General features: G+C 44.9%; 23 protein-coding genes and 3 tRNA genes. 7 read left to right on the forward strand and 19 right to left on the reverse strand.

What is annotated here, in order from left to right; translation table 11 throughout:
* The first annotated feature begins 25 nt into the window (after positions 1-25).
* The 3 genes from BACPLE_RS13260 to BACPLE_RS13270 all read left to right on the forward strand — a co-directional run bounded on the left by BACPLE_RS13260 (position 26) and on the right by BACPLE_RS13270 (position 4817).
* A complete protein-coding gene (locus tag BACPLE_RS13260; RefSeq protein ID WP_040313212.1) occupies positions 26-1672 on the forward strand; it encodes an NAD(P)/FAD-dependent oxidoreductase in 1647 nt (548 codons plus the stop codon).
* Positions 1673-1683: 11 nt separating this feature from the next.
* Positions 1684-2271: a response regulator transcription factor gene (locus tag BACPLE_RS13265; protein WP_007562834.1), complete on the forward strand. Its 588-nt coding sequence runs from the start codon at positions 1684-1686 to the stop codon at positions 2269-2271.
* 86 nt (positions 2272-2357) lie between these two features.
* A complete protein-coding gene (locus tag BACPLE_RS13270; protein ID WP_007562836.1) occupies positions 2358-4817 on the forward strand; it encodes a TonB-dependent receptor in 2460 nt (819 codons plus the stop codon).
* A 330-nt stretch (positions 4818-5147) separates the two neighbouring features.
* Here the strand turns inward: BACPLE_RS13270 and BACPLE_RS13275 are convergent, their stop codons facing one another.
* The 15 genes from BACPLE_RS13275 to BACPLE_RS13345 all read right to left on the reverse strand — a co-directional run bounded on the left by BACPLE_RS13275 (position 5148) and on the right by BACPLE_RS13345 (position 17561).
* On the reverse strand, positions 5148-6053 hold the full coding sequence (locus tag BACPLE_RS13275) for an IS3 family transposase (RefSeq protein WP_148374551.1): 906 nt from the start codon (positions 6051-6053) through the stop codon (positions 5148-5150).
* Entirely contained in the window at positions 6053-6409 is a 357-nt protein-coding gene (locus tag BACPLE_RS18625) for a hypothetical protein (protein WP_007559766.1), read from the reverse strand. Before BACPLE_RS18625 ends, BACPLE_RS13275 begins: the two co-directional genes overlap by 1 nt.
* Positions 6410-6495: 86 nt before the next feature.
* Positions 6496-6783 (reverse strand): winged helix-turn-helix domain-containing protein, encoded by a 288-nt coding sequence (locus tag BACPLE_RS13285; protein WP_007562838.1) that lies wholly within the window; start codon positions 6781-6783, stop codon positions 6496-6498.
* Positions 6777-7394, reverse strand: a complete 618-nt coding sequence (locus BACPLE_RS13290) for a hypothetical protein (RefSeq protein WP_022054699.1) — start codon at positions 7392-7394, stop codon at positions 6777-6779. Before BACPLE_RS13290 ends, BACPLE_RS13285 begins: the two co-directional genes overlap by 7 nt.
* A 218-nt stretch (positions 7395-7612) precedes the next feature.
* Positions 7613-9001, reverse strand: a complete 1389-nt coding sequence (locus BACPLE_RS13295) for a cytochrome-c peroxidase (protein ID WP_007562845.1) — start codon at positions 8999-9001, stop codon at positions 7613-7615.
* 52 nt (positions 9002-9053) lie between these two features.
* On the reverse strand, positions 9054-9836 hold the full coding sequence (locus BACPLE_RS13300; protein ID WP_007562847.1) for a cytochrome c biogenesis protein: 783 nt from the start codon (positions 9834-9836) through the stop codon (positions 9054-9056).
* 28 nt (positions 9837-9864) lie between these two features.
* A complete protein-coding gene (locus tag BACPLE_RS13305) occupies positions 9865-10767 on the reverse strand; it encodes a cytochrome c biogenesis protein ResB (RefSeq protein ID WP_007562850.1) in 903 nt (300 codons plus the stop codon).
* 123 nt (positions 10768-10890) lie between these two features.
* A complete protein-coding gene (fucP, locus tag BACPLE_RS13310; RefSeq protein ID WP_007562852.1) occupies positions 10891-12204 on the reverse strand; it encodes an L-fucose:H+ symporter permease in 1314 nt (437 codons plus the stop codon).
* A gap of 42 nt (positions 12205-12246) precedes the next feature.
* Positions 12247-13590, reverse strand: coding sequence for a rhamnulokinase (locus BACPLE_RS13315; protein WP_007562854.1), 1344 nt, complete (start codon positions 13588-13590; stop codon positions 12247-12249).
* Entirely contained in the window at positions 13587-14225 is a 639-nt protein-coding gene (locus BACPLE_RS13320; protein ID WP_007562856.1) for a class II aldolase/adducin family protein, read from the reverse strand. Before BACPLE_RS13320 ends, BACPLE_RS13315 begins: the two co-directional genes overlap by 4 nt.
* A gap of 72 nt (positions 14226-14297) precedes the next feature.
* A complete protein-coding gene (gene fucI / locus BACPLE_RS13325) occupies positions 14298-16070 on the reverse strand; it encodes an L-fucose isomerase (protein ID WP_022054688.1) in 1773 nt (590 codons plus the stop codon).
* A gap of 104 nt (positions 16071-16174) precedes the next feature.
* A complete protein-coding gene (locus BACPLE_RS13330; RefSeq protein ID WP_007562859.1) occupies positions 16175-17161 on the reverse strand; it encodes a GntR family transcriptional regulator in 987 nt (328 codons plus the stop codon).
* Between the two features lie 143 nt (positions 17162-17304).
* A tRNA-Lys gene (locus BACPLE_RS13335) sits at positions 17305-17377 on the reverse strand.
* 15 nt (positions 17378-17392) lie between these two features.
* Positions 17393-17464 (reverse strand) — tRNA-Cys (locus BACPLE_RS13340).
* 25 nt (positions 17465-17489) lie between these two features.
* Positions 17490-17561 (reverse strand) — tRNA-Cys (locus BACPLE_RS13345).
* Positions 17562-17755: 194 nt separating this feature from the next.
* On the opposite strand from BACPLE_RS13345, the gene rfbA reads away from it, so the two are divergent.
* The gene (rfbA, locus tag BACPLE_RS13350; RefSeq protein WP_040313217.1) at positions 17756-18649 is read left to right on the forward strand and encodes a glucose-1-phosphate thymidylyltransferase RfbA; all 894 of its coding nucleotides are present in this window, start codon (positions 17756-17758) and stop codon (positions 18647-18649) included.
* 20 nt (positions 18650-18669) lie between these two features.
* On the forward strand, positions 18670-19245 hold the full coding sequence (gene rfbC / locus BACPLE_RS13355) for a dTDP-4-dehydrorhamnose 3,5-epimerase (RefSeq protein WP_007562862.1): 576 nt from the start codon (positions 18670-18672) through the stop codon (positions 19243-19245).
* A gap of 63 nt (positions 19246-19308) precedes the next feature.
* On the opposite strand, the gene BACPLE_RS13360 is transcribed toward rfbC, so the two are convergent.
* Positions 19309-20862 carry a carbon-nitrogen hydrolase family protein gene (locus BACPLE_RS13360; protein ID WP_007562864.1) on the reverse strand — a complete coding sequence of 518 codons (1554 nt, stop codon included), beginning with the start codon at positions 20860-20862 and terminating at the stop codon, positions 19309-19311.
* A gap of 109 nt (positions 20863-20971) precedes the next feature.
* On the opposite strand from BACPLE_RS13360, the gene BACPLE_RS13365 reads away from it, so the two are divergent.
* Positions 20972-22165, forward strand: coding sequence for a dicarboxylate/amino acid:cation symporter (locus BACPLE_RS13365; RefSeq protein WP_007562866.1), 1194 nt, complete (start codon positions 20972-20974; stop codon positions 22163-22165).
* An 8-nt stretch (positions 22166-22173) separates the two neighbouring features.
* Here BACPLE_RS13365 and BACPLE_RS13370 read toward each other — a convergent pair whose 3' ends face one another.
* Both BACPLE_RS13370 and BACPLE_RS13375 read right to left on the reverse strand, forming a co-directional pair.
* A complete protein-coding gene (locus BACPLE_RS13370) occupies positions 22174-22602 on the reverse strand; it encodes a DUF4405 domain-containing protein (RefSeq protein WP_007562868.1) in 429 nt (142 codons plus the stop codon).
* 77 nt (positions 22603-22679) lie between these two features.
* On the reverse strand, positions 22680-23210 hold the full coding sequence (locus BACPLE_RS13375; protein ID WP_007562872.1) for a Crp/Fnr family transcriptional regulator: 531 nt from the start codon (positions 23208-23210) through the stop codon (positions 22680-22682).
* Positions 23211-23354: 144 nt separating this feature from the next.
* On the opposite strand from BACPLE_RS13375, the gene BACPLE_RS13380 reads away from it, so the two are divergent.
* Entirely contained in the window at positions 23355-23789 is a 435-nt protein-coding gene (locus tag BACPLE_RS13380; protein WP_007562874.1) for a DUF6078 family protein, read from the forward strand.
* A gap of 177 nt (positions 23790-23966) precedes the next feature.
* Here BACPLE_RS13380 and BACPLE_RS13385 read toward each other — a convergent pair whose 3' ends face one another.
* Positions 23967-24752 (reverse strand): DnaJ domain-containing protein, encoded by a 786-nt coding sequence (locus tag BACPLE_RS13385; protein WP_007562876.1) that lies wholly within the window; start codon positions 24750-24752, stop codon positions 23967-23969.
* Positions 24753-24767: the final 15 nt, after the last annotated feature.

The raw sequence follows: 24767 nt of genomic DNA on the forward strand, positions 1-24767 counted from the left end.
TCTTTGCAAAAAAGTTACAAATAATATGATTCACGAATACCAACTCCGAATTCTGCCCGAACAGGCAGCCAGCGAACAATCACTCAAGCAATACATTGGTCGAGAAAAAGGTTTAGACGTACGTACCATCAATGCCATACGTATCTTAAAACGAAGCATTGATGCCCGGCAACGTACCATTTATGTTAACCTGACTATTCGTGTATTTGTCAACGAAACACCCTCTGAGGAAGAATTTGAACGTACAAATTATCCTAACGTAGAAGGTCGTCCTGCAGTCATTGTGGTGGGTGCCGGCCCCGGAGGATTGTTTGCAGCCCTTAAACTCATTGAATTAGGACTACGCCCCATTGTAGTGGAACGAGGAAAGAATGTACGTGAGCGAAAAGAAGACCTGGCCCGTATCAGCCGGGAGCACAAGGTAGACGCTGAATCAAACTACAGCTTTGGGGAAGGTGGAGCCGGGGCTTACTCCGACGGAAAGCTCTACACCCGCAGCAAAAAGCGGGGCAGCGTAGAAAAAATATTAAATGTATTCTGCCAGCACGGAGCCAGTCCTACCATTTTGTCGGACGCTCATCCGCACATCGGGACGGACAAGCTTCCCAGAGTCATCGAAAACATGCGCAACACCATTCTGGCCTGTGGAGGAGAAGTACACTTCCAGACTCGAATGGAATCCATACTTATAGAAGGTCAAAAGGTAAAGGGTATTGAAACGAATACCGGAAAGACCTTTTTAGGCCCCGTCATTCTAGCAACCGGACATTCTGCCCGAGATGTATATCGCTGGTTGTATGCCCATGGGGTGCAACTGGAGACCAAAGGAATTGCTATCGGTGTGCGACTGGAACATCCTTCCATGCTGATTGACCAGATACAATATCACAATAAAAACGGACGAGGGAAATACCTTCCTGCTGCCGAATACAGTTTCGTACAGCAAGTAGACGGACGAGGAGTGTACAGCTTCTGCATGTGTCCCGGTGGATTTGTGGTACCGGCAGCCAGCGGTCCTCATCAACTGGTAGTCAACGGTATGAGTCCGAGCAACCGTGGCACCAAATGGAGCAACTCGGGTATGGTGGTAGAAACACGCCCAGAAGACCTTCTGCTCCCAGAAATACAACTCCAGGCGGAACCTTTCCCCGGGTCCAATGAAAGCCTGACGGAAGAACTGATTCTGCGCGACGGAAAGCAGCCTGAAGGAACTGTCCACACATTAGCCATGATGCGTTTCCAGGAAAAGCTGGAACAAATCTGCTGGCAGCAGGGAAATATGCGACAGACTGCCCCCTCGCAACGTATGGTCGATTTCACACGAAAGAAACTCAGCTATGACCTTCCGGCTACCTCTTATAGCCCGGGATTAGTATCTTCTCCCCTTCATTTCTGGATGCCCTCTTTCCTGAGCGAACGCCTGAGCAAAGGTTTCCAGCTTTTCGGAAAGAGTTCACGTGGCTTTCTCACTAACGAAGCAGTCATGATTGCCGTAGAAACACGTACTTCCTCTCCCGTACGCATCGTACGTGATAAAGATACCCTACAACATCTTACCGTAGAGGGTCTCTTCCCTTGTGGAGAAGGTGCCGGATATGCCGGAGGTATTGTCTCAGCAGGAATTGACGGAGAGCGATGTGCTGAAGCCGTAGCCCATTATTTAAACCACTAATTACCTACTATATGCACCACCTGCCGGAAATTGCCATCATTGAGCCCAACACGCTGACGGCCCTCGGACTACGCACGATTCTGGAAGAACTTATTCCCGAGGCAGTCATACGTACGTTTTCTTCTTTTGAAAAACTGATAGACGACACGCCCGACATGTATGCACATTACTTTGTGTCGGCCAACGTGTATTTTGAGCATACATCCTTTTTTCTGGAAAGAAAACCCAAGTGCATTGTGCTCTCCGCAGGAGAACCTCCCTTGCTGACAGGAATCCCAAGCCTGAACATTCTTCTTCCACAGGAGCAACTGGTAAAAACCATCATGCAGACCCGAAAACGAGGACACGAGCTGACGCATCATCCCGTAACACCTCCTGCCACTGATGCAGAACATGAACTGAGTGCCCGAGAAATTGAGGTACTCAGACTTGTCACCAAGGGATTGATTAACAAAGAAATAGCAGACAAACTTCACATCAGTCTGACTACGGTTATTTCTCACCGGAAAAACATCACAGAAAAGCTGGGCATTAAATCTGTATCCGGCCTGGCCATCTATGCAGTCATGCACGGATACATTGACGCAGACCGTATCTAATTCAAAATCCTCATTTATTAGGATTGCCCATCCAGGCAAATTGGCGTTACTTTGCAGCCGTTAACTAAACTATATCTTTCAACAGAATGAAAAAAAATATTGCTATCGTTTCGTTACTGGCTGTTTCTATAAAGAGCGCCTTGGCAGGTCCGGTATCACCTGAGAACTCATTACCTAAAGATACAACAAAGGTTATTGACATAGAAGAGGTTGTGGTTATTGCTACTCCAAAGGAGAACAACCGTCTGCGTCAGCAGGCTACTTCATCGACTTCCTTTTCACAAAGTGCGATGCGCAATAATTCGGTAACCTCTGTAAAATCATTGTCTGCACTGGTACCGAACTTATTTATTCCGGAATATGGTTCTAAGCTGACCACTTCTGTTTATATCCGAGGTATCGGTTCACGTATCAACACACCGGCTGTCGGACTTTATGTAGATAATATCCCTTTCATTGACAAATCCGCATTCGATTTCAACTACTCCGATATTGAACGTATCGACGTAATGCGAGGACCACAAGGAACACTCTACGGACGCAACACCATGGGAGGACTTATCCGTGTGTTTACCAAATCGCCGTTTACGTATCAGGGAACAGACCTTCGTTTAGGTGCTGCCACCTACAACAATTACAATGCCTCACTTACTCACTACCATCGTATCTCCAATCAGTTTGCCTTCTCAGTCGGACTGTTTTATGACCATAAGGGAGGTTTCTTCAAAAACGACTTCAACGGAAAACGAATTGATACGGACAATGAGTTTGGCGGACGCATACGTGCCATTTATCTGCCGACTGAAAACTTGAAACTTGACTTTACCGTAAACTACGAATATACCAACCAGGGTGGCTATCCGTATGAATACACGGGTAAAGTCAAAGGAGAAGAAGACCGTGCAGAGTATATCGGCCGCATCTCTTACGACAATGCCTGCGGATACAAACGTAACTTGCTGAACACGGGAGTAAACCTGGAATATCAGGCTGACAACTTTATTCTCAGCAGCGTAACCGGTTTCCAGTACCTACGCGACCACATGGATCTGGACCAGGATTTTACGGAACAGAACATCTACACCATGATGCAGAAACAGAATTCCAAGACACTCAGCGAAGAAATCGTGTTGAAGTCCAAACCCGGACGCCGCTGGCAGTGGACTACCGGAGTTAGCGGATTCTATCAGTGGCTGGATACAGAGGCTCCTGTCACCTTTCAGAAGGACGGAGTAAACTGGCTGAATTCTACCATCAACACAAACGCCAACAAATACATGCCCACGATATCAATGGGGGCCATGAGCATGAAGCTAAACTTCAATGACGTAATCAATGGTGAACAACTTGCCATTCCGGGAAAATTCAGCACGCCGATCTTGAATGGGGCGATTTTCCATCAATCCACTTTCAATGATCTTTTCGGGCTAGAAGGACTCTCTTTCACTGCCGGTCTTCGCATGGACTATGAAAGCCTGAAGCTGGATTATTACAGTGGTTGCCAATTTACTCATACTTACTCATTGAGCGGTACATTAACTCCAGCCAACAAAGTAATTGAAATGATTCCGGCACAAGAATTCAACGTAAACAACGGTTATGATGGAAAGCTGTCGCACGACTATATCCAGCTGTTGCCTAAATTCGCCTTGCAATATGATTTTGACTCACGTAACAACATCTACGCCAGTGTATCCAAAGGATACCGTTCGGGAGGATACAACATCCAGATGTTCTCCGACCTGTTACAGAATGACATGCAGGCAAGTATGATGAAACACGTGGCCGATGTAACTATTCCGGTAGTCAACAATGTACCGATGCTGAACGAGGAACAGAAACAAATGATTGCAGGAATGCTGAACGGTATGGCTCAGAGCCCGCAAACAGACGTAAAAGCAGCCACGCTCTACAAGCCGGAATATTCATGGAACTACGAAATCGGTTCTCACCTCACCTTGTTCAACGGAAAGTTACAAACTGACCTCTCTGCGTTCTACATGGACACTCGCGACCAGCAGTTGTCACGCTTTGCTGAAAGTGGATTGGGACGTATCACCGTGAATGCCGGAAAGAGCCGTAGCTTAGGTGCAGAAGCTAGCTTACGCGCACAGCTTACCGACCAGTTCAGCCTGAACGGAAACTACGGATATACATACGCCACCTTCACTGATTATGTGATAAGTGAAACAGAAAACTATAACGGCAACTATGTCCCCTTCGTCCCTAAACATACATTTGCAGTAGGCGGACAATACATTTTCCCACTACGCAAGAACGCTATTCTGGACAACATCACCCTGGATGCCAACTATCGTGCTGCAGGCCGTATCTACTGGACAGAACAGAACAATGCCAGTCAGGCACTTTACGGCACATTGAACGGCCGACTCAGTTTGAACAAGGGTAACGGACAAATCGGTTTCTGGGTAAACAATGCCTTAAACAAAGATTATCAGGCTTTCTACTTTGAAACAATGAGCCGTGGATTCGCACAAAAAGGACGTCCCGTACAAGTGGGAATTGACATCCGTTGCCGCTTCTAAAAAGCGCAAGAATATTAAAAACAGAACGCTTCGACGTTTGAAACAAGACGCAAGTCCGTTTCAAGTAAAACGCAAGTACATTTAAGACAAAACGCAAGGAGGTTTCAAAACAAACGTCCTTGCGTTTGAAGTGTACTAAAAATAGTTGTCAGTTTGAAGATTAATTCCTGACTAAGTTGACAGGTTAAACATTATATTCCTAAAAAGGTTGTCAGTTCTGCAAAACTACAACAAAAACTCAATATCCGTATATTTTCTCTCTAAAAACTCATCGCTCGGGGAGCGCCGTGCGGCAAGGGGCGGGAGCACCCGTCCCGACGAGCACATCTTTCAGTTATACCGATATTCCATAAGAGGGTTTCCTCCTCTGCCTGAAAAGACTTCCATAGGGGTCTTCATACCCAGTGCCCTGTGTGGTCTGGCATTGTTGTACATCGCTACGGATTTACTTACGGCTTCCTCTGCCTGTCTGAAGTCCATATCACCTTCATTGAAGAGCCACCCGTTCTTCAGGGTGTTGTTCATCCTCTCGGCCAGGGCATTGTGAAGCGGGTCTCCCGTCTGGGTCATGCTGATTCTGATGCCTTGTGAAAGCAGCAGGTTCGTGTACTGCTTCGAGGCATACTGCACGCCACGGTCAGAGTGGTGTATCATGCCTTCCGTACTGATTCCGTAGGCACGGTAGGTCTCCAGAGCCATGTACATGGCTTTCAGCGGTCCCTCCGCATCCAGACTCCTGCTCAGGCAGTATCCGACTATGTATCTGCTGTAGGCGTCAGTCACCAGTGAAAGATAGGCAAAACCTTCTCTGGTATAGATATAGGTGATGTCCGCCACCACAAGCCGGCCATTGCCCACAGGCGTGTACTTGGGAGAAGTGTTTACAAGATCCCTGTAAAGACGGTAACCGTGTCTGGAGTCCGTGGTACGAGGACGGTACCTTGTCCGCCTGAGCATGAGCGAGTTGGAACGGAGCACATTGTAAAACCTGTCCCGTCCTATGGTGAACTTTTCCCTGAAGTATTCACGGCAGAGTGTGTAGAGTTCCCGACAGCCCGCCTTGGGAAGACATTCCTTCTGGCGGACGTACAGGCAGTACAATACAATGCTGGCAGAGAGTATGTCAGCCTCGTTTGAGGCATAGTCATGCTTGTAGTATCCCTGTGCTGATATGCCAAGCAATCTGCAAAGCGGACGCACGCGGTAACGGCGTCCGCCTTGAGACAGGCCCCGGATTACTTGGCACCGGAGTTTTTTCTTACCGGAATGTTATAGGTCTTTTCCGCAAGGTCAATCATGCAGTCGTAGGCGTCACGGGCCATGTTGGACTGCTTCAACTCTACTTCCAGGGACTTGATTTTCCGCTCGAGCTCATGAATACGGTCATGAAGCTCCTGCTCGGTCTGACTTAGTTTCTTGCTCATAATGGGACTTGGTTTATCTTCAATCCCAAAGATACGAAGCCAGCGGCTAATTGTAGTACGTTTCAGACCTTTTTCTCGTTCAAATTCACTATGGTTCTGAGAAGAACACATATATTCTTCCAGATAAGACAGACATTCTGCCTTTGAGAACTTTCGATTTTTACGCATGTTACTAAATAAATTGTGTCAACTTATTTAGTACACTACAGTTTTTTACATTGATATAAATCCCTTTTTAAAACAGCAGAAAGCCATTAAATTCCAGTCAAATATCCTTTCAATGCTTCCACATATTCGGCCATAGCTTCCCGCCCTTTTGAGGTCATCCGGCAAACAGTACGAGGTTTCTTGACCACAAAACTTTTTTCCACCTCGATATAACCGGCTTCGCTCAACTTGTCAAGCTGCACACTAAGATTACCTGCCGTGGCATTAGTCTGCTCTTTCAGGTACACAAAATCAGCCTCGTCCACAGACAAGAGTATCGACATCACAGCTAGACGAAGCTGTGAATGAAGCAACGGATTCAGTTCTTTCAACATACGTTACGGGCCTTTCGGTTTAAATAATGGCCGGGCAACACCATCATGACCACAAACGACAATCCAAAGTACAGATACCAGTCAATGGTAACAGCCTGATGAAGGGTATAGGCCATCAGCATGTAAATGGCAAAACAAAAGCCTACCAGCGGTGACCACATCACGACTCGGCTACGGATGATGATTCCCGTAATGGAAACTCCGATACCGCTATAAAGCAGAGAAAGGGGCAGCATCAATGAAAAATTGACTCCTCCGTAGTGGAATGCCAGCAAAGACATGATGACTACGGTCAGCACAAACAGGCTGCCTATCACTTTCCAGACCTGCAGAATGGCACGGTCGGTATACGTAATTACCGAAGGAGTTTCCTTGCGCTGCATGCGAAGCATAAAGCCCCAGAACAGAAACATACTGAACCAGCCGATACTCCAACGGGCATCTCCCGTATAGTACACCAATAAAAACAACAGTACCGAAAGCGCCGCAGTAAAATATCCCCAGTAAAGAAACTGGTTTCCACTGCCCACTTCCATATTCTTCCGAGTAGAACGAATCATTTGTGAAATCAGTTCCAGGCTTTCTTGTTCTGATAATTTCTTTTCTTCCATAAGGCAATCAGTTTTAGGTTTTAAATTCAACATGGTTTATTTTATAAACCATAAAGCGAAAAATAAAGGCAAGGAGGCGCGCTTCTCTCTTGCTTTAATGCAAATATAAATAAGTTTATTTTATAAACCAAATAAAACAGCAGGAAAATAACAGAAAAAAAGCCGTTCCAATCTTTACGACTGAAACGGCTCATATAGAATAAAAAAGATGTACTTACTTATTTCTGCAAGTCATTCTCATTCACTAGCAACTTACCTTGGTATTCTCCGGTCAACGTACGCAGGAAGGATACCATCTGTGCGACTTCCTGTGTTGACAAATCCACGCCTACCTCGTACTTAGCCATGGCAATGACGGCATCTTCCAGCGTAGCCTGTGTTCCATCATGGAAATAAGGTGCAGTCAATGCCACATTACGCAATCCGGGCACTTTAAAGCGATGACGGTCTCTTTCGTCTTTTGTTTCCTTGAAACGGCCATTGTCTTCTATGGTCAGTTCCGTACCACGGTCGGCAAAGTAATCATGCTTGATGCCGAGCAATTCGTACGACTGTCCACCCATGTTCTCACCTACATGGCAAGTAGCACAGTTGTATTTCTTGAACAAATCATATCCAGCCAGCTCTTCAGCCGTCAGGGCTGCATTATCCCCTTTCAGGTACTTATCGAAACGTGAGTTCGGTGTAAGCAAGGTTCTTTCAAACTCCTGAATGGCATCTGTAATGTTTGCCTGATTGAAACCGTCGGGATACACTTCCTTAAATGCCTTGCTGAAAGCTGCATCCGCATTCAATTTCTCGCAAATCTCATCAAACGACTTGCAAGCCATTTCTACCGGATTCAAAGGAGGACCGGCTGCCTGATCGGCCAGCGTAGCGGCACGTCCGTCCCAGAACTGCACGAAATTATAATGTGCATTATATACAGAAGGAGCATTTACTCCACCAAACTGACCTCCTACTCCTTCTGAGAACTGTTTGTTATCTACTCCACCGGTATTCAATCCGTGACAAGACGAACAAGATACAGTATTATCGGCCGACAGACGTACGTCGTGGAACAGCAGATTACCTAAAATCACCTTCCGCATATCTACCGGAACGGAATCCTGAATCGGACGGATGGTTTCATTGCTCCACTGCGCATGAGCCAGCTGATTGGGATAGAAGGCTGCACGCTGTGACTTCACCCACGAAAGTGCCATCTGCTTTTCCGTATCATTCAACGAAGCTCCCCAATGTACCAGATAATATTTGGCCATAGGCATGGTGCCGTCCAATATCACCTTCTCTACTTTTGCCAAATCTACCTCGCTGACTTTCTCTCCTTTTTTCAAAGCTTCTAACATCGGAGTCATGTCGAAAGAGCGGTAAGCCAGGCGAGCATCTTCCTTGACTAGCTTTCCAGCAACCGGCAAGCTGGCATAAAACGGTAATTCCGGATTGGCAGTATGACAGGCCATACATCCGCTGCTCGCAATGATTTCTTCCATCTGAGCACTGCTTTCCAAACTGGCTGAGGGAGGACGGTTCACCACCCGATAGGTTGCGGCCAATACCGCAGCTACCACCAGCACTGAAAAAATGATTTTTGTTCTTTTCTTCATAAGAAACTGATTAGATTTTAATAACTCAATAAATATCTCACACGTTAAAATGCTAAGAACGGTTGTATAAATGCACGCTTTGCTGTGCGGCAGGAAGGTAATTCACCCCATACCAGCACATCTGTAGCGAAAGGAAAGACACAATCAGTATCCAGTACAGCGTACGCGGAGTACTCCTGCGGAACAAGCGCAGATGTACGTACAGCAAATAACCTGTCCACGTAACTGCTGCCCAGGTTTCTTTCGGATCCCAGCTCCAATAATGTCCCCAGGCCGCTTTTGCCCAAATTGCTCCGGTCAGCATACCGACTGTCAGAAAGGCCAATCCTGCATAAACTAACTTGTCGGCGGCTTCAAGGTAATTCTCCCGATGCTTGTAAAGTCCCATACAGGCCAAAATAAACGCACAGCCTAATACAGAATAGGAAAACATATACACCGTGACATGAGGAACAAACCACGGGCTTTGCAAGGCAGGCATGAGGGACTGGTCATGAATTTCCGGTTTCAGAATATTGATAATCGCAAATACCGCACCTACTACAGTGGAAAAAGACAATATCCAGGGGTACTTCCAACGAAGATAGGTCAGCAAGCCGGATATACCCATAAAGAACGAATACCACAATCTGGTCTCGCCCATAGTGCGCAAAGGAGGACGCTGAAGGCTCAGCCAGAATCCGGTAATAAAGGCGGCAAACACCAATATACCTGACAAGGTCAGCCCAATAGCCCATTGGCTCCGCTCTTTAGAGAACAAGGCAAAAACCGCTCCGGCTCCCCATAAAACGATGGCAGGCAGGGCAAACAAATAAAAATTATCCCACGTAATCATTCAAGAATAGTGTTAGTTATATATAAAGTCAGTCAACAAGTTCACTTACAGATTTACTCATCTGCTTGTCTGGCCCTGCCAGAAAGAGCAGTAACCCTCCGCACAGCATCATCACAATGCCCAACAGCATGACGTATTTCAGCGGCTCACGCACAATCTGCACTACGCAGTATTCCGGTTCGGCAGAATGCACATCATAGGAAGTCAGGTAATAATCTTCTACCCAGCTTGCCGAATAGGGCTGGTTTACTTCCAGATGTATCGGTTTTCCGTCCATTGACACTTCGGCAAAGAAGCGGCGTGGCGTACCATTGGGATAATGCTCTACAGTAAAGTTTGTCAGCTGCAACGGTTTTTCCAGGTATACCACATTTCCCCCGGAGGTAAAAGCTTCATTGTTCGGATTAGCCCGAAATACCGGAATGCGCAAGGTCTGTTCCTCTGCACTTCCCATAAATCCGGCAAAGAGCGCCAGCCACAATCCGGCATGATTCAGCATAAAACGCCACCGATTACGCCCCGGCGTGAAAAATCGTCTTACGGTAATCATTCCCAAATGAGTCAGCAACCCGAATAATCCGGTAACAAAAATCCAGGAAGACATAAAATTATAGCAACCCAAACGAGAAAATAAACCCGACTTCTCTGCAGCCTCTTGCGCAGAAAGCTGGGGAAACAAGCCTATCACCAGACAACCGGCCAAAAACCAGCCTAATGTCCAGCAGGTACATTGCGGGGAAAGCCACAAACGGACAGCTTCCGAATGACGCTTCTCCTTATAGCCATATCCTATCAATGCAATCCACAGTAAGGCTAAAATAGCATCTAATGGAAAAGCAAAAAAGGCAAACGGAAAATTGCCAAAAACACATTGGGCTGCCACAGACAGCAGCAATAATAAAATGAATAGTAAGTTAGTCTTTAAGTTCATTCATCAGTCGTTGGTGAAATATGTGCAAAGATAGGGAGTTTATTTAATACTGCAACAAAATTGTAAAGATAACAAATCTTTTTCCCTGCAAAATTCGGAAAAAAGATTTGTTATCCTCCTTTTTTAATGCTCCCGACGCATTCTGTGGCCATATATGGTAATAACCACGAAACAAACGAGCGGAAGTACAAACGACAGATTCACTGCAGGCATCCCCCACAAGGTCTTGCAATCAATGATAGCGGCCTGCAAAGGAGGAAGTACCGACCCGCCCAAAATAGCCATAATCAATCCTGCGGCACCAAACTTGGCATCATCGCCCATTCCTTTCAATGCGATACCGTAAATGGTAGGGAACATCAGCGACATGCAGGCTGAGATGCCTACCAGACAATACATACCGTATATGTTCTGCAAGAAAATTACTCCCAGCACACACAAGGAAGCAGCAATGGCCAGCACTTTCAATAACTGTCCCGGATTAATATACTTCAACATCAGGGTACACACAAAACGGCTGATACAGAAAATGACCATGGCCACGATGTTATATTTCTGTGACAAGACTTCGGCTGCCTGTTCCTCCATTCCTTGTGCCATGAACAGACGGGTACCATACTGGATAATGAAAGTCCAACACATAATCTGTGCACCGACATAGAAGAACTGTGCCACTACTCCATAACGATAACGTTTCACGGCATACAAACGTTTCAATGTAGGAAGAAAGTTTATGGAATGAGACTGATCCGCATTCTTCGGCATCTTGGACATACGAATGATGAGAAGCATTACCAAGATTACAATACCAATGGTCAGATAAGGAGTAATGAGAATAGTCAAATCAGCGTCACGAATTGCTTCAAATTCAGCCTGACTAAGCTGGGCACGTTCGGCCGTATCCATCGGATGCAGCTGGTTCTGAATGAAGTTCATAGCGACAAACATCCCCATCAGTGAGCCTATAGGATTAAATGCCTGAGCCAAGTTCAAACGACGGGTGGCCGTTTCTTCCGTTCCCATTGACAAGATATAAGGATTACAGCTAGTTTCCAGAAAAGATAATCCGCAAGTCATGACAAAATAAGCCAACAAGAACGGATAATAGCTTCCGGTCAGCTTGGCAGGAAAGAAAGCCAAGGCTCCCACGGCATACAAGCCCAGTCCCATCATGACTCCGGCTTTATAAGTATATTTACGGATAAACATGGCTGCCGGAAAGGCCATAGCAAAATATCCGCCATAAAAAGCCACCTGAACCAAAGTCCCGTCGGTTACGCTCATCCTGAATATTTTGGAAAAAGCCTTGACCATAGGGTTTGTAATGTCGTTGGCAAAGCCCCATAGGGCAAAGCAGAAGGTAATCAGAATGAACGGAACCAGATAGCTTATTCCATCCTTCTTCAGTATAGATTTGTTTTCTGATGTATTACTCATGGTGTTAGATTTTAAGTGACGGCTACAGCCCTCTTGATTATTTTACTTCATTTGCTGCCTGATGTTACCGATGGCAGTTGCCTCAACCGGTCCTTCTACCACAGGAATGCCAATAGCTTCTTCTGTCAACCGGTTCAGGTATTTGTTCTGACTTCCTCCACCAATCACATAAAGCTTTGTTACTGGTTCAGGCAAAAGCTGGTTCAGTGCTTCCATACCCGTTTTATAGCGCAACGCCAATGACCGAAGGACACATTTCACAAATTCTCCCTGCGTGGAAGGTGGTGTTTGCTGATGTGCAATACAATAATTCGTAATCGCCTCAGCCATACTTACCGGACACTGGAAAGCTGTATCGTCCACGTCAATCAAAGCATCGGTTTCTGCCACTTCCGCAGCCGGCAGTAAGATGGAATAAGCTACATCCTTTCCCTCTTCCTTCCATTCCTGCATCAGTTTCTGAAGTATCCAAAGTCCGGTAATATTCTGTAAAAAACAAATTTTTCCATCCGAGCCTCCTTCATTGGTAAACCCTGCCAGACGGGCTTCTTCCGTCAAAATCGGTTCGTCGCTCATTACCCCCAGCAAGGACCAAGTGCCTGAACTCAGGAAAGCAACCTTTTCTCCTTTGGCAGACAGAGGCACTACACTGGCCGCGCTGGCCGTATCGTGTGAAGCTACAGCAATCACTTCTACCTCGTAGTCTATTCCTATCTGTTCCTTGATTTCCGGTTTCAAAAAGCCGCGAGAAGTTCCCGGCATAACCACTTCGCCGAAAAGGTGCTCCGGAAGCCCCAGTTCCCGAATCAACTTGAAATTCCAGGTACGTGCTTTGGCATCCAGCAGTTCCGACGTAGAAGCTATGCTATACTCATTATTAGCCACTCCCGTAAGATAATAGCTGAACAGATCGGGCATGAAAAGCAACTTGTCGGCTACCTTCAACTGCGCATTATCTTCCTTCTTCATGGCATACAACTGAAACAAGGTATTGATGGCCATGACCTGCGTACCCGATTCTACATAGTGCGCCTTTACGTCCACTTTCGAGAAAAACTCTTCGGGCATCCCTTCCGTACGACTGTCACGATAACACACCGGATTGCCCAACAAATTTCCCTGTTTATCTATCAGTCCGAAATCCACACCCCACGTATCAATTCCGATACTCTTCAACGTATAGCCTTTTTCTACTGCCATACGGATGCCGGTCTTCATATCCTCAAACAGGGAAAGGAAATCCCAGTATACATGTCCTCCCATCCGTACCTGACGGTTAGGGAATCGGTATATCGTATCCAGCACGAGTTCACCCTCGGAAAGGTAGCCGGCAATCACCCTGCCACTACCTCCTCCAAAGTCAATTGCCAAATATGCTTCTTTCATTTTGTCTTCTTGCCTAAAATGTACGTTTCAAGGTCGTCAATCTCTTCCTTTGTCAAGGTCTTGTATTTTCCCCCGGAAAGCACAATTATGCGACAAGCCATCTCAAAAAACATGGCCCGCTCAAAAGCCTGATTGAAGTCTTTTCCGCAAACCACCTGTCCGTGCTTCTGAAGCAATACGGAGTTATGGTCTTTCATGGCCGCAATCACGGCTTCGGCCAACTCTTTAGAACCCGGACGGAAATAAGGAATAACCGGAATCTCAGCCCCAACATGGCAAGGAACTTCGGCTGTCACATTAAAATCTTTCGGCGTATTTTCCATACATGCCACTGCGGTAGCGTATGGAGACTGGAAGTGAAGTACTACATTAACGTCGGGACGCTCTCTCAAAACACCTAAATGGAACACACTTTCCATAGAAGGTTTTACCCCATTGAGTATTTCACCCGTTTCCAGACGGCAAACAGCCACTTTATCTTTTGTCAAAGAAGGCACCCATGAACCTGTACCGGAAACCAGCACTTCATCGCCTACACGCCATGAAAGGTTACCACTACTGCATACCGTCAATCCGGCATCACCTACCCGATGAGCCTGTTTTACAAACTCTTCAATATGTTCGTTATGAATCATGATTTTTTTATTAGTAGAAAATAAAAGCCGGAACAGACGGAGAATCCGCCAGTTCCGGCAGCGTAAAATTAATTATTTATAGATCGGTCCGTAATTTTGACATGCTCTGTAATCAGCGCCTTCTTTATCCATACCGAAAGCATTCCATGCAGCAGGGCGGAAAATCTTATCATCTTCCACATTGTGCATACATACCGGTATACGAAGAATAGAAGCAAGCGTAATCAAATCCTGACCTATATGTCCGTAACTGATGGCACCGTGATTGGCTCCCCAGTTATTCATTACAGAATATACATCCTTGAAGGCTGGTTTATCGCACAAACGAGGTACAAACCAGGTAGTAGGCCATGTACGGTCGGTACGTTCATCAAGCAGCTTGTGGATTTCCGGATCAATTTCTACCGTCCATCCTTCTGCAATCTGGAGTACCGGACCCAGTCCCTTAATCAGATTCAAGCGGCTCATGGTCACAGGCATACCGCCTTTTGACAGGAAGTTAGAAGAGAAACCACCACCACGGAAATAATCCCGGTTAGCAGGATACCATGTAGTAGCTTCCAAACATTTTTCAACCTCAGCTTCTGTAATCTCCCATGACGGTTTCATGGTTGGATTACCTTCTGCATCTGTCTGCTGGCCGGTACCATCCAAAGTAGTTGCTCCAGAGTTAATCAAATGGATAATACCATTCTTTGCCAGTCCGGTCAGTTCCTTACCAGTCACACGTTTCACAGCTTCCGGGCTCCAATAAGTACGTACGTCAGAGAAAATCTGTGCACGGTTAGTCAGCAAATGGCCGAAGAGCATAGCTACTCCGTTGCAAGCATCATTTTCAGTAGCCAGTACGTAAGCTTCACGAATACCGTTCCAGTCGAAAGAAGTATTCAGCAAGGCTTCAGAGAAGTCACCGTTCGGGTAGAAGTCCGTCCACTGACGCTGTCCCTGGAAACCAGCCGCAATAGCATTGTGACCAAGTGCTTCTTCCTTGAATCCCATTTCCTTCAACTTCGGATTACCTTTCATCAAATCGCGCATGATAATGGTCATCTTCACAATGAAATCCCAGTCAGCATCTTTTTCCGCACGTGTCTTAGTCTTGGCTTCTACATTGAAATCCTTTCCTTCGTTTTTCTTGCAATATTTTTCAGTCCAAGCCATCGCTTTGGCGTATTCTTCCTTATCGTAAATTCCTTCAGTCATACGGCGAATGATTTCTGTCAAATCTACTGACTCACAACGCATGCCCAAATATTCCTGGAAGAAATCAGGATTCACAATTGAACCGGCAATACCCATAGACACACTACCCATAGAAAGATAAGACTTGCCTCTCATGGTAGCTACCGCCTGAGCTGCACGGGCAAAACGCAAAATCTTTTCTGCCACATCAGCCGGAATGGTATTATCTTCAATATCCTGCACATCACGTCCGTAAATACCAAATGCCGGCAAACCTTTTTGTGCATGCCCAGCCAGAACAGCAGCCAGGTATACGGCACCCGGTCTTTCCGTACCGTTAAATCCCCATACCGCTTTCGGGTAATACGGATTCATATCCATTGTTTCTGCTCCATAGCACCAGCAAGAAGTGACTGTAATGGTAGCTCCTACGCCTTCACGCTCAAATTTTTCGGCACAAGCTGCGCTTTCAGCTACACGACCGATAGTAGAATCCGCAATGACACATTCTACCGGACTACCATCACCGTTTCTCAAATTAGAAGAAATAAGTTCTGCTACGGCTTTGGCAAGATTCATAGTCTTTTCTTCAAGGCTTTCACGTACGCCACCCTGACGTCCGTCGATAGTGGGACGAATCCCGATTTTCGGATAATTTTTCATGTTTCGATTATTTATAAAGTTAATGCAATTTCTTTTCTTTCTAATTAAATCCATCCATACTGAACTGTGCTGACACTACAATATAATAATATTGAATTTTATACTTACACTGAATTCCGCAGATGTACTTCGGTGGGTAAAAACTCCTGCACCACATCACCCGTAAGAATAAAATGTGCTGCTTTTCGGCCCATTTCCTCCCAATTAATACTGAGAGCGGTAATCCCTTCGTCTATCACCTCGTATGCCGGCGTATCGTTATATGCTATCAGTCCAAAATCGACTCCACATTTCAAACCGTTCAGCCTGCTTCGCTTAATCACATTCACCACATCCGTCTGACGGATGACTACATACACCACCCCTTTTTCTACCTCTTGTATATCTTCCTCGTTCACTACTTCACCTACAAAATGATTATCTGAACAATAAGCTTCAAAACTTTGAACAGAGGTTTGTGGATGTTTAGACTCTTGGGGCAACTGGAATACAATTTTCCGGTAACGCTCCAGACGAGCAGTCAACTGAGTCAAGGCTTTATAAAAAGCATCATCAAAATTCTGACAGATATAGGAGTGATTTCCTTTTTCAAACTTACCGAAATCAAGCAGCAAAAGGCGGGAAGAAGGAATCTTATCAAATAAAGGAGAAAACTTCTCATTATCAAAGTTCATCACCACATAATAATTATACCTTCCTATGGCCTCGCATAAAATGGTATTAAAAATATGTTCATTATATTGATGAAACCAGAGATCTACCTTGTATGACACAGAAAGTTTCTTGACAAAACTATTATATAAGGTATTCTTGAAAGGAGAATATTCGTCCAGCAATAAAAAAATCTTTTCTTTCCGGTTAGTTACATAATACCCTTTACCGGGAGTAGAATCAATCAATTTTCGCTCACGCAAATCCGCAAAGGCTTTAAATACGGTATCCCGTGACACATGATAAGTCTTACTCAACGCATTAATGGAAGGCAGACTCGTATCGGTACGGTACTTTCCTACCAAAATATCCTGTTCGATGAGATCCGACAGCTGCTTCACTTTGGTAGACTGTTGCCCGAATTTTATATTCTTTTCCATATCAATACTTTATCTGTGCTGAACTATCCTGACACAAAGGAAAAGATTTTATACAAGACCGCAAAAGTATTAGCTATGTTTAAGAACAGATTTTAGAAAAAAGGCATAAAAAAAGAGATTACCACGATGGTAATCTCTCTTCGTACACCCTCAGGGATTCGAACCCTGGACCCACTGATTAAGAGTCAGTTGCTCTACCAACTGAGCTAAGAGTGCATTCAAACTTTCTAGAGGTTCCTGGCGGATTCGAACCGCCGTACACGGTTTTGCAGACCGCTGACTAAGCCACTCATCCAAGGAACCAGAAGTTCTCTCTTTCTAATTTGCGAGGTTCCTGGCGGATTCGAACCGCCGTACACGGTTTTGCAGACCGCTGACTAAGCCACTCATCCAAGGAACCAGATGCTCGCTGCACTTGTTTTTCTCAAATGCGTTGCAAAGGTACAACTATTTTTTAAACCTGCAATACCTGAAGACAGGAATTTGTATTTTTCTTTACAAAAACAACTTTTTATCCCCTTTTACCTCCTCTTATCTTTGAGTTCTCACAAAAAACGTCTTTCTTTGCAAGAAACCAATTTAAATACAATAGAAATGAAAGGTATTGTTCTTGCCGGAGGTTCAGGTACCCGCCTTTACCCCATTACAAAAGGAGTTTCCAAACAACTTCTTCCTGTTTTCGACAAACCCATGATTTATTATCCCATATCCGTCCTGATGTTGGCAGGAATACGTGACATCCTGATTATTTCTACTCCCTATGATTTGCCGGGATTCCGCAGACTGTTAGGTGATGGAAGTGATTTCGGAGTACACTTTGAATATGCAGAACAACCTTCACCCGACGGATTGGCACAGGCATTTCTTATTGGAGAAAAATTTATCGGCAATGATGCAGCCTGTCTGGTACTAGGAGATAATATCTTCCATGGCAACAGCTTTACCGTCATGCTGAAAGAAGCAGTACGCATGGCCGAAGAAGAAGGAAAAGCTACCGTATTCGGTTACTGGGTAAGTGACCCGGAACGTTACGGAGTCGCAGAATTCGACAAAGAAGGAAACTGTCTCTCCATTGAAGAGAAGCCACAGCATCCTAAATCAAACTATGCCGTAACGGGACTTTACTTCTATCCTAATAAGGTAGTAGAAGTAGCCAAACAAATCAAACCCTCCGCACGCGGAGAGCTGGAAATCACCACCGTCAACCAGCGTTTCCTGGCCGACGGTGAACTGAAAGTGCAAACTTTAGGCAGAGGATTTGCCTGGCTGGATACCGGTACACACGATTCATTGGCTGAAGCATCCACTTATATCGAAGTTATCGAAAAACGCCAAGGCCTGAAAGTAGCCTGCCTGGAAGGCATTGCCCTGCGACAAGGATGGATTACTCCTGAAAAGATGCGTGAACTGGCTCAGCCGATGCTGAAAAACCAGTACGGCCAATATCTATTGAAGGTAATTGACGAATTGGAAAGAAACAACCAATAAATGATTTTCATCATATAAAAATGGAAGTAATAAAGACTGAGATTGAAGGAGTGGTCATCATTGAACCTCGCCTGTTTAAAGATGAAAGAGGTTACTTTTTTGAATCTTTTTCCCAAAGAGATTTTGACAAACAGGTACGCACCATTCATTTTGTACAAGACAATGAAAGTAAATCCTGCTACGGAGTATTGCGTGGACTGCATTTCCAGAAACCACCCTTTGCACAAAGCAAGCTGGTAAGGGTCATAAAAGGAGCCGTACTGGATGTGGCGGTAGATATACGAAAAGGCTCTCCGACATTCGGACAGCACGTAGCCGTGGAGCTGACAGAAGACAACCACCGCCAGTTTTTCATTCCACGCGGATTTGCTCACGGATTCAGCGTATTGAGCGACGAAGTTATTTTCCAGTACAAATGTGATAACTTCTATGCACCTCAAAGCGAGGGAGCCATTGCCTGGAACGATCCGGCACTGAAAATTGACTGGAGAATTCCGACGGAAAAGGTCATCCTTTCAGAAAAAGACAAACACCATCCTCTATTGGCCGATGCGGAATGGCTGTTTGATTATCATGAAGATTTATACAAAGAGTAAGCATAAAAATCCCCGGGTTGCATTGAACGACTCGGGGATTTTTTATGCCTTTTATTTTACTCTTCAATTATTCTCCAACGCATTCTTCTTCATACGAAGTTCATACAAGTCGTTACGACGGTCGCGCAGATTACGTACGCTTCCGTAAGTATGAAGTGCATTCAGCAAATCCAAGTCAATATCTGAAACCAGAATCATTTCCGTATTCGGAGTAGCTTCCGCACGTTTTCCGTCGGTCGGGAAGGCAAAGTCACAAGGAGTAAAGACTCCCGACTGCGCATACTGGATGTCCATATTATGCACACGAGGAAGATTACCTACACTTCCGGCGATAACCACAAAACATTCGTTTTCGATGGCACGTGCCTGCGCACATACACGTACACGTGAATATCCGTTCTGCGTATCGGTCAGGAACGGAACAAACAGAATTTGCATGCCCTGATCTGCCATCAAACGAGACAGTTCCGGGAATTCTACGTCATAACATATCAACACACCGATTTTAGCACAGTCGGTTTCAAAGGTCTGCACTCTTTTTCCTCCACTCAATCCCCAGCTCTTTACTTCATCGGGAGTGACATGAATCTTTTCGTACATCTCGTATGTTCCGTCACGACGGCAAAGGAAACCTACATTATAAAGACCACCATCTTCCTTCACATAAGGCATACTACCGGTAATGATGTTGATGTTATGCTTAATGGCCAGATTAATGAAACGATCTCTGATTTCTTCCGTGTACTGTGCCAATGCACGAATAGACTGAGCCTCACCCATGTGGTTGAACTTTGCCATCAGCGGTGCATTAAAATATTCAGGGAACAGCACGAAATCGCTCTTGTAGCCCGATACGGCATCGATAAAAAACTCTACCTGCTCAAACACATCATCCAACGTCTGATAAGAACGCATCTGCCATTGCACCAGTCCGACTCTCACCGTCGTCTTTTTATCCACAAACGAGTCTGTAGGCGGCTGATAATAAATATTATCCCATTGAAGCAAGGTTGCACAGTGCTTTGACTCCTCGTCGTTTGGAAGGTAATTACGCATCACTCTGCGAACATGAAAGTCATTAGAGAGCTGGAAAGTCAGTACCGGGTCATAGATTTCACGCGAACGGACTTTCTCTATATACTCCTTCGGACGCATCTGGTCTGCATATTTGTAATAGTTGGGGATTCGGCCACCAAACATGATAGCTTTCAGGTTCAACTTTTCACACAACTCCTTGCGATACTCATACATACGACGTGCCAAACGTAATCCACGATATTCCGGATGAATAAACACCTCAATACCATACAAAATATTACCTTTCGGATTATGCGTATTGAAAGTCTCATTTCCGGTCACCTTGGCATAGGTATGATCACCTTTCACCATATCATAATCTACGATAATGGAAAGTGCACACCCCACTATCTTATCATCTACAACCGTTACAATCTGTCCTTCGGGAAAAATACTAATTAGTTTCTCAATTTGTTCGTGTGTCCAGAACACATCTTTATCTGCATATACGCGGGTAAACGACTGGGCAAGCTGTGCGTAGTCTTCAATCTGCAAGTTTCGAAGCTCTACTTTGTTAATCTTCTTTTGAGTCGATTCCATAATTTCGTTAAATTATTTTTTCACGGGCACAAAAGTAATCATTTCTTCAGGCAGGGTGTATCATTTATTCAGGATTATTATACTATCTTTGTTCCAAAAGGTCAACGATATGAAAAAGATTAAACTAGGCCTCCTGCCACAAATTCTGATTGCCATCGCATTGGGTATTGCCGCCGGAACGGTTTCACCGGAATTTCCCGTACGCGTGTTCGTGACATTCAACGCATTGTTCAGCCAGTTCCTGAATTTTATCATTCCGCTTATCATCGTCGGACTGGTTACTCCCGCCATTGCCGATATTGGGAAAGGTGCCGGGAAGATGCTGGTAGCCACTGTACTTCTGGCTTACGGAGCCACACTGTTCTCCGGTTTTCTTTCATTCGGTGTAGGAGAAACCTTCTTTCCTGACCTTATTACCCGAAATATTCCTTTATCCGAAATCAGTGAGGCCAAAGGTGTTACCCCTTTCTTCACGGTAGCCATTCCGGAACCTCTCAACGTGATGACTGCCCTCGTTATGGCATTTACTGTCGGACTAGGACTGGCACACCTAGATACAAATTACTTGAAAAATGCATGCAACGACTTCAAGGAAATCATTGTCAAGACCATACAGGCTGTCATACTTCCCCTACTTCCGATTTACATCTTTGGAATCTTCTTCAACATGACTCACTCCGGACAAGTATTCCACGTGCTGGCTGTCTTTGTCAAGATTATCGGAATCATCTTCCTCCTGCATATTTTCCTGCTGATATTCCAATACTGCATTGCCGGAATGTTCGTGGGCAAGAATCCGTTCCGCCTGTTAGGAAGAATGATGCCGGCCTACTTTACGGCATTAGGTACACAGTCATCGGCCGCTACGATTCCCGTCACCCTGAAACAGACTATACAAAACGGAGTGAATGAAGGTATCGCCGGATTTGTCATCCCTCTGTGTGCCACCATCCATCTGTCCGGAAGCACCATGAAGATTGTAGCCTGCGCCCTAGCTTTGATGATGATGCAGGACATTCCCTACGATTTCCAGATGTTCGCCGGATTCATCTTTATGTTAGGAGTGACAATGGTAGCTGCGCCGGGCGTTCCGGGAGGTGCCATCATGGCCTCGCTCGGTATCCTGTCGTCCATGCTGGGGTTCGATGAGAATGCACAGGCACTGATGATTGCTCTTTACATTGCCATGGACAGTTTCGGCACTGCTTGCAATGTAACTGGCGATGGAGCATTGGCACTGCTCATTGACAAATGGTTCGGGAAGTCGAAAACGAATACGTCCAGTACATTCCCTCAAAACTGACCGTAATCTTACATCCTACAATTCAGCGACTTACGAAAAACAGGAAGTCGCTTTATCACATGTCCAAGGGCTATAACTATGGTTATAACTCCTATTTTATAATGCCATAATCCCAACAGAGAGTTTGCCCCATTTATACCCAATAGTGCGAGACCTGTGACCGACAGCAATAAAAATATGACAGAGAGGACAGCTGTAACTTTACTCTTACTGCCTATTCCCTTTTTTATAATCCCTTTATACCATTCCAAGTGCATTGCCACGTGGAATATTACGGCTATAAGAAATAATATACTACCCAAAACATGAAACACAGCCCAGTTATGCCAGATTTCATGACTGCTACCATGTCCAGCCACATGCAAACCAAATCCTGAAATGGCTGACACAATAAATACAACTATCAATATCCAGTCAATTACAAAAATTCTTTTCATACATTTCCGTTTTTATTACGCGACAAAGGTTACTACTTTATTGGAAATGGACGATAACAATTGTAAAGAAATGGAGTTTAACGACGATTTCTAATACGGGACAGCGAAACAGGTGTAATACCAAGATAGGAAGCTATGTAATGTTGCGGTACCCGTTGAATAATATTAGGGTATTCCTTCAACAGTTCTTCGTACCTCTGCTGTGGCGTATTCTTGATACGGGACAGGAACAGGTGCTGATAGAAGCTGAACCGCTCTATAATTTTCTCTTCATATAGCAGTCTCAATGAAGGATTGCTTTCTATTTTGTGATAGAAATCTTCTTTTTTAATTGACACAACTTCAGACGGCTCAATGCTTTCCAATGAAAACAAGCTGGGTGTACCTCTATACAGACTGTCAAATGAGGCCACAAAATCACCTTCAAAAAAGAATTGAAAAGTTATATCCTTTCCTTCATTGTAAAAAAACAACCTCAAGCATCCTTTACGGACAAGATATATCTTATCCGCAATCTTGCCTTCCTCCAATAATACTGTTTTAGAGGGAATGGAAAGGGTTTCGATTTCTTTTACATTAAAAAATATATTATCTGACACTTCTTTCATCACCTGAAGAATAATAAAAGTTTTGGAAAGTCCTGTTCAAAACACAATTTGCTTTACAAATCAGACTTTCTTATCAATCAAGCATAAAAATCTGTTTTTTTGTATAACTTTGTCATCAAACTCAAACATAAAAAAAACACGTTTATGAAAAAGAATCCTTACAAAGAGGCTCCGGCCAATTTTTCCGTATGCGCACATACAGATTGCACTTGCGGTTCCACCTGTCTTCGTCAACTGGCTTATCCGGTATTGCTGGAAAGAGAAGCTTTTCTACATCTGGCCAATCCTACCCGATGCACTAAAGAACTTTCATGCCCGTATTACCGTGATGCAGCTCCCGTAACCTACATGCGTGGCTTCACACAAATGAAAAAGCGAATGTATCCCGAACAATACCAGAAGTTTATGAATTTTCTGATTGCACACTTCGGACGGAATCCTTACTTTGAAAGAAGAAGAGGAGACAGAAAACTGAATCTCCAAGAACAAGAAATCATTCGCAAGGCCCTGAAACAAGCAGGAGTCACAGAAAATCTGGACTTTGACCTGAAGGAAGAAGGATTCAACTGGTTCGATTAGCCAGTACTTTCTAAGAAGTACTCGAGTACTTTGCTGAAAGTACTGCAGTACTGCCAAGGAAGTACTACAGTACTCCTTAAGAAGTACTCACGGAATATATAGTACTGTATATCAAAACAATAAAAAGAAACACAATAAAGGCCTGCAACATAAGAACGAAGCAGGCCTTCATGCTATTTATTTCATTCCTCTTGCCTTGAAAATACGCTCCTTGGCATCATTGATGCGTTGCAGCTTTTCTTCGGCAGCTTTCCGAATGTCTTCACCCAATGTAGCCACACGGTCAGGATGATGTTTCAGTACCAGGTTACGATATGCCTTACGGACTTCCTCATCTGAAGCTGTAGGTTCGATTTCCAGCACCTTGTAGGCATCTTCCAGCGAATCGCCTCTCAGGTTCAACATGGAATCGACTTCCTGCATGGACAACTGCATGGACTGAGCCACTTCCTTTAAGGCATCCACTTCTGCCGAGCAAACATTTCCGTCGCTCTGTGCAATCTTCACCAGAAAATCGAGCAACTGCAGACGCTGTTCATACGTCAGATTGGCAGCAATCTGTGCCCCACACTCCCGAATGGTACGACGAAAGGCAGAAGGGTCATTCTGCTCCATGCGCTTGCGTTGTTCAAACAGATTCAGCAAAATACGCTCTCCTTCACTGACAGAAGCCTCTCCGAAATTCACGCGCAAGAACTGACGCACAAACTCCATTTCGCTGTGCATGATGCGTCCGTCGGCACGAATGATATACGAAGCCATGACCAGCATGGAGAACAAAAAACTGTTGCGCTGGCCTGTGTACACATCTTCTTGTGCCGTGCTTCCATAGCCACCGTCCATTTCCTCCTGTGCTGTCACGCTTTTATCAAACAAAGAACCGATGGCAAATCCTGCCAAAGCTCCAAGAGGTCCCATGGTCATAAATCCCATGATTCCCCCGATCCATTTTCCGTATCCCATAAATTATAAATTCTT

It is taken from the genome of Phocaeicola plebeius DSM 17135 (assembly GCF_000187895.1).
Taxonomy (GTDB): domain Bacteria; phylum Bacteroidota; class Bacteroidia; order Bacteroidales; family Bacteroidaceae; genus Phocaeicola; species Phocaeicola plebeius.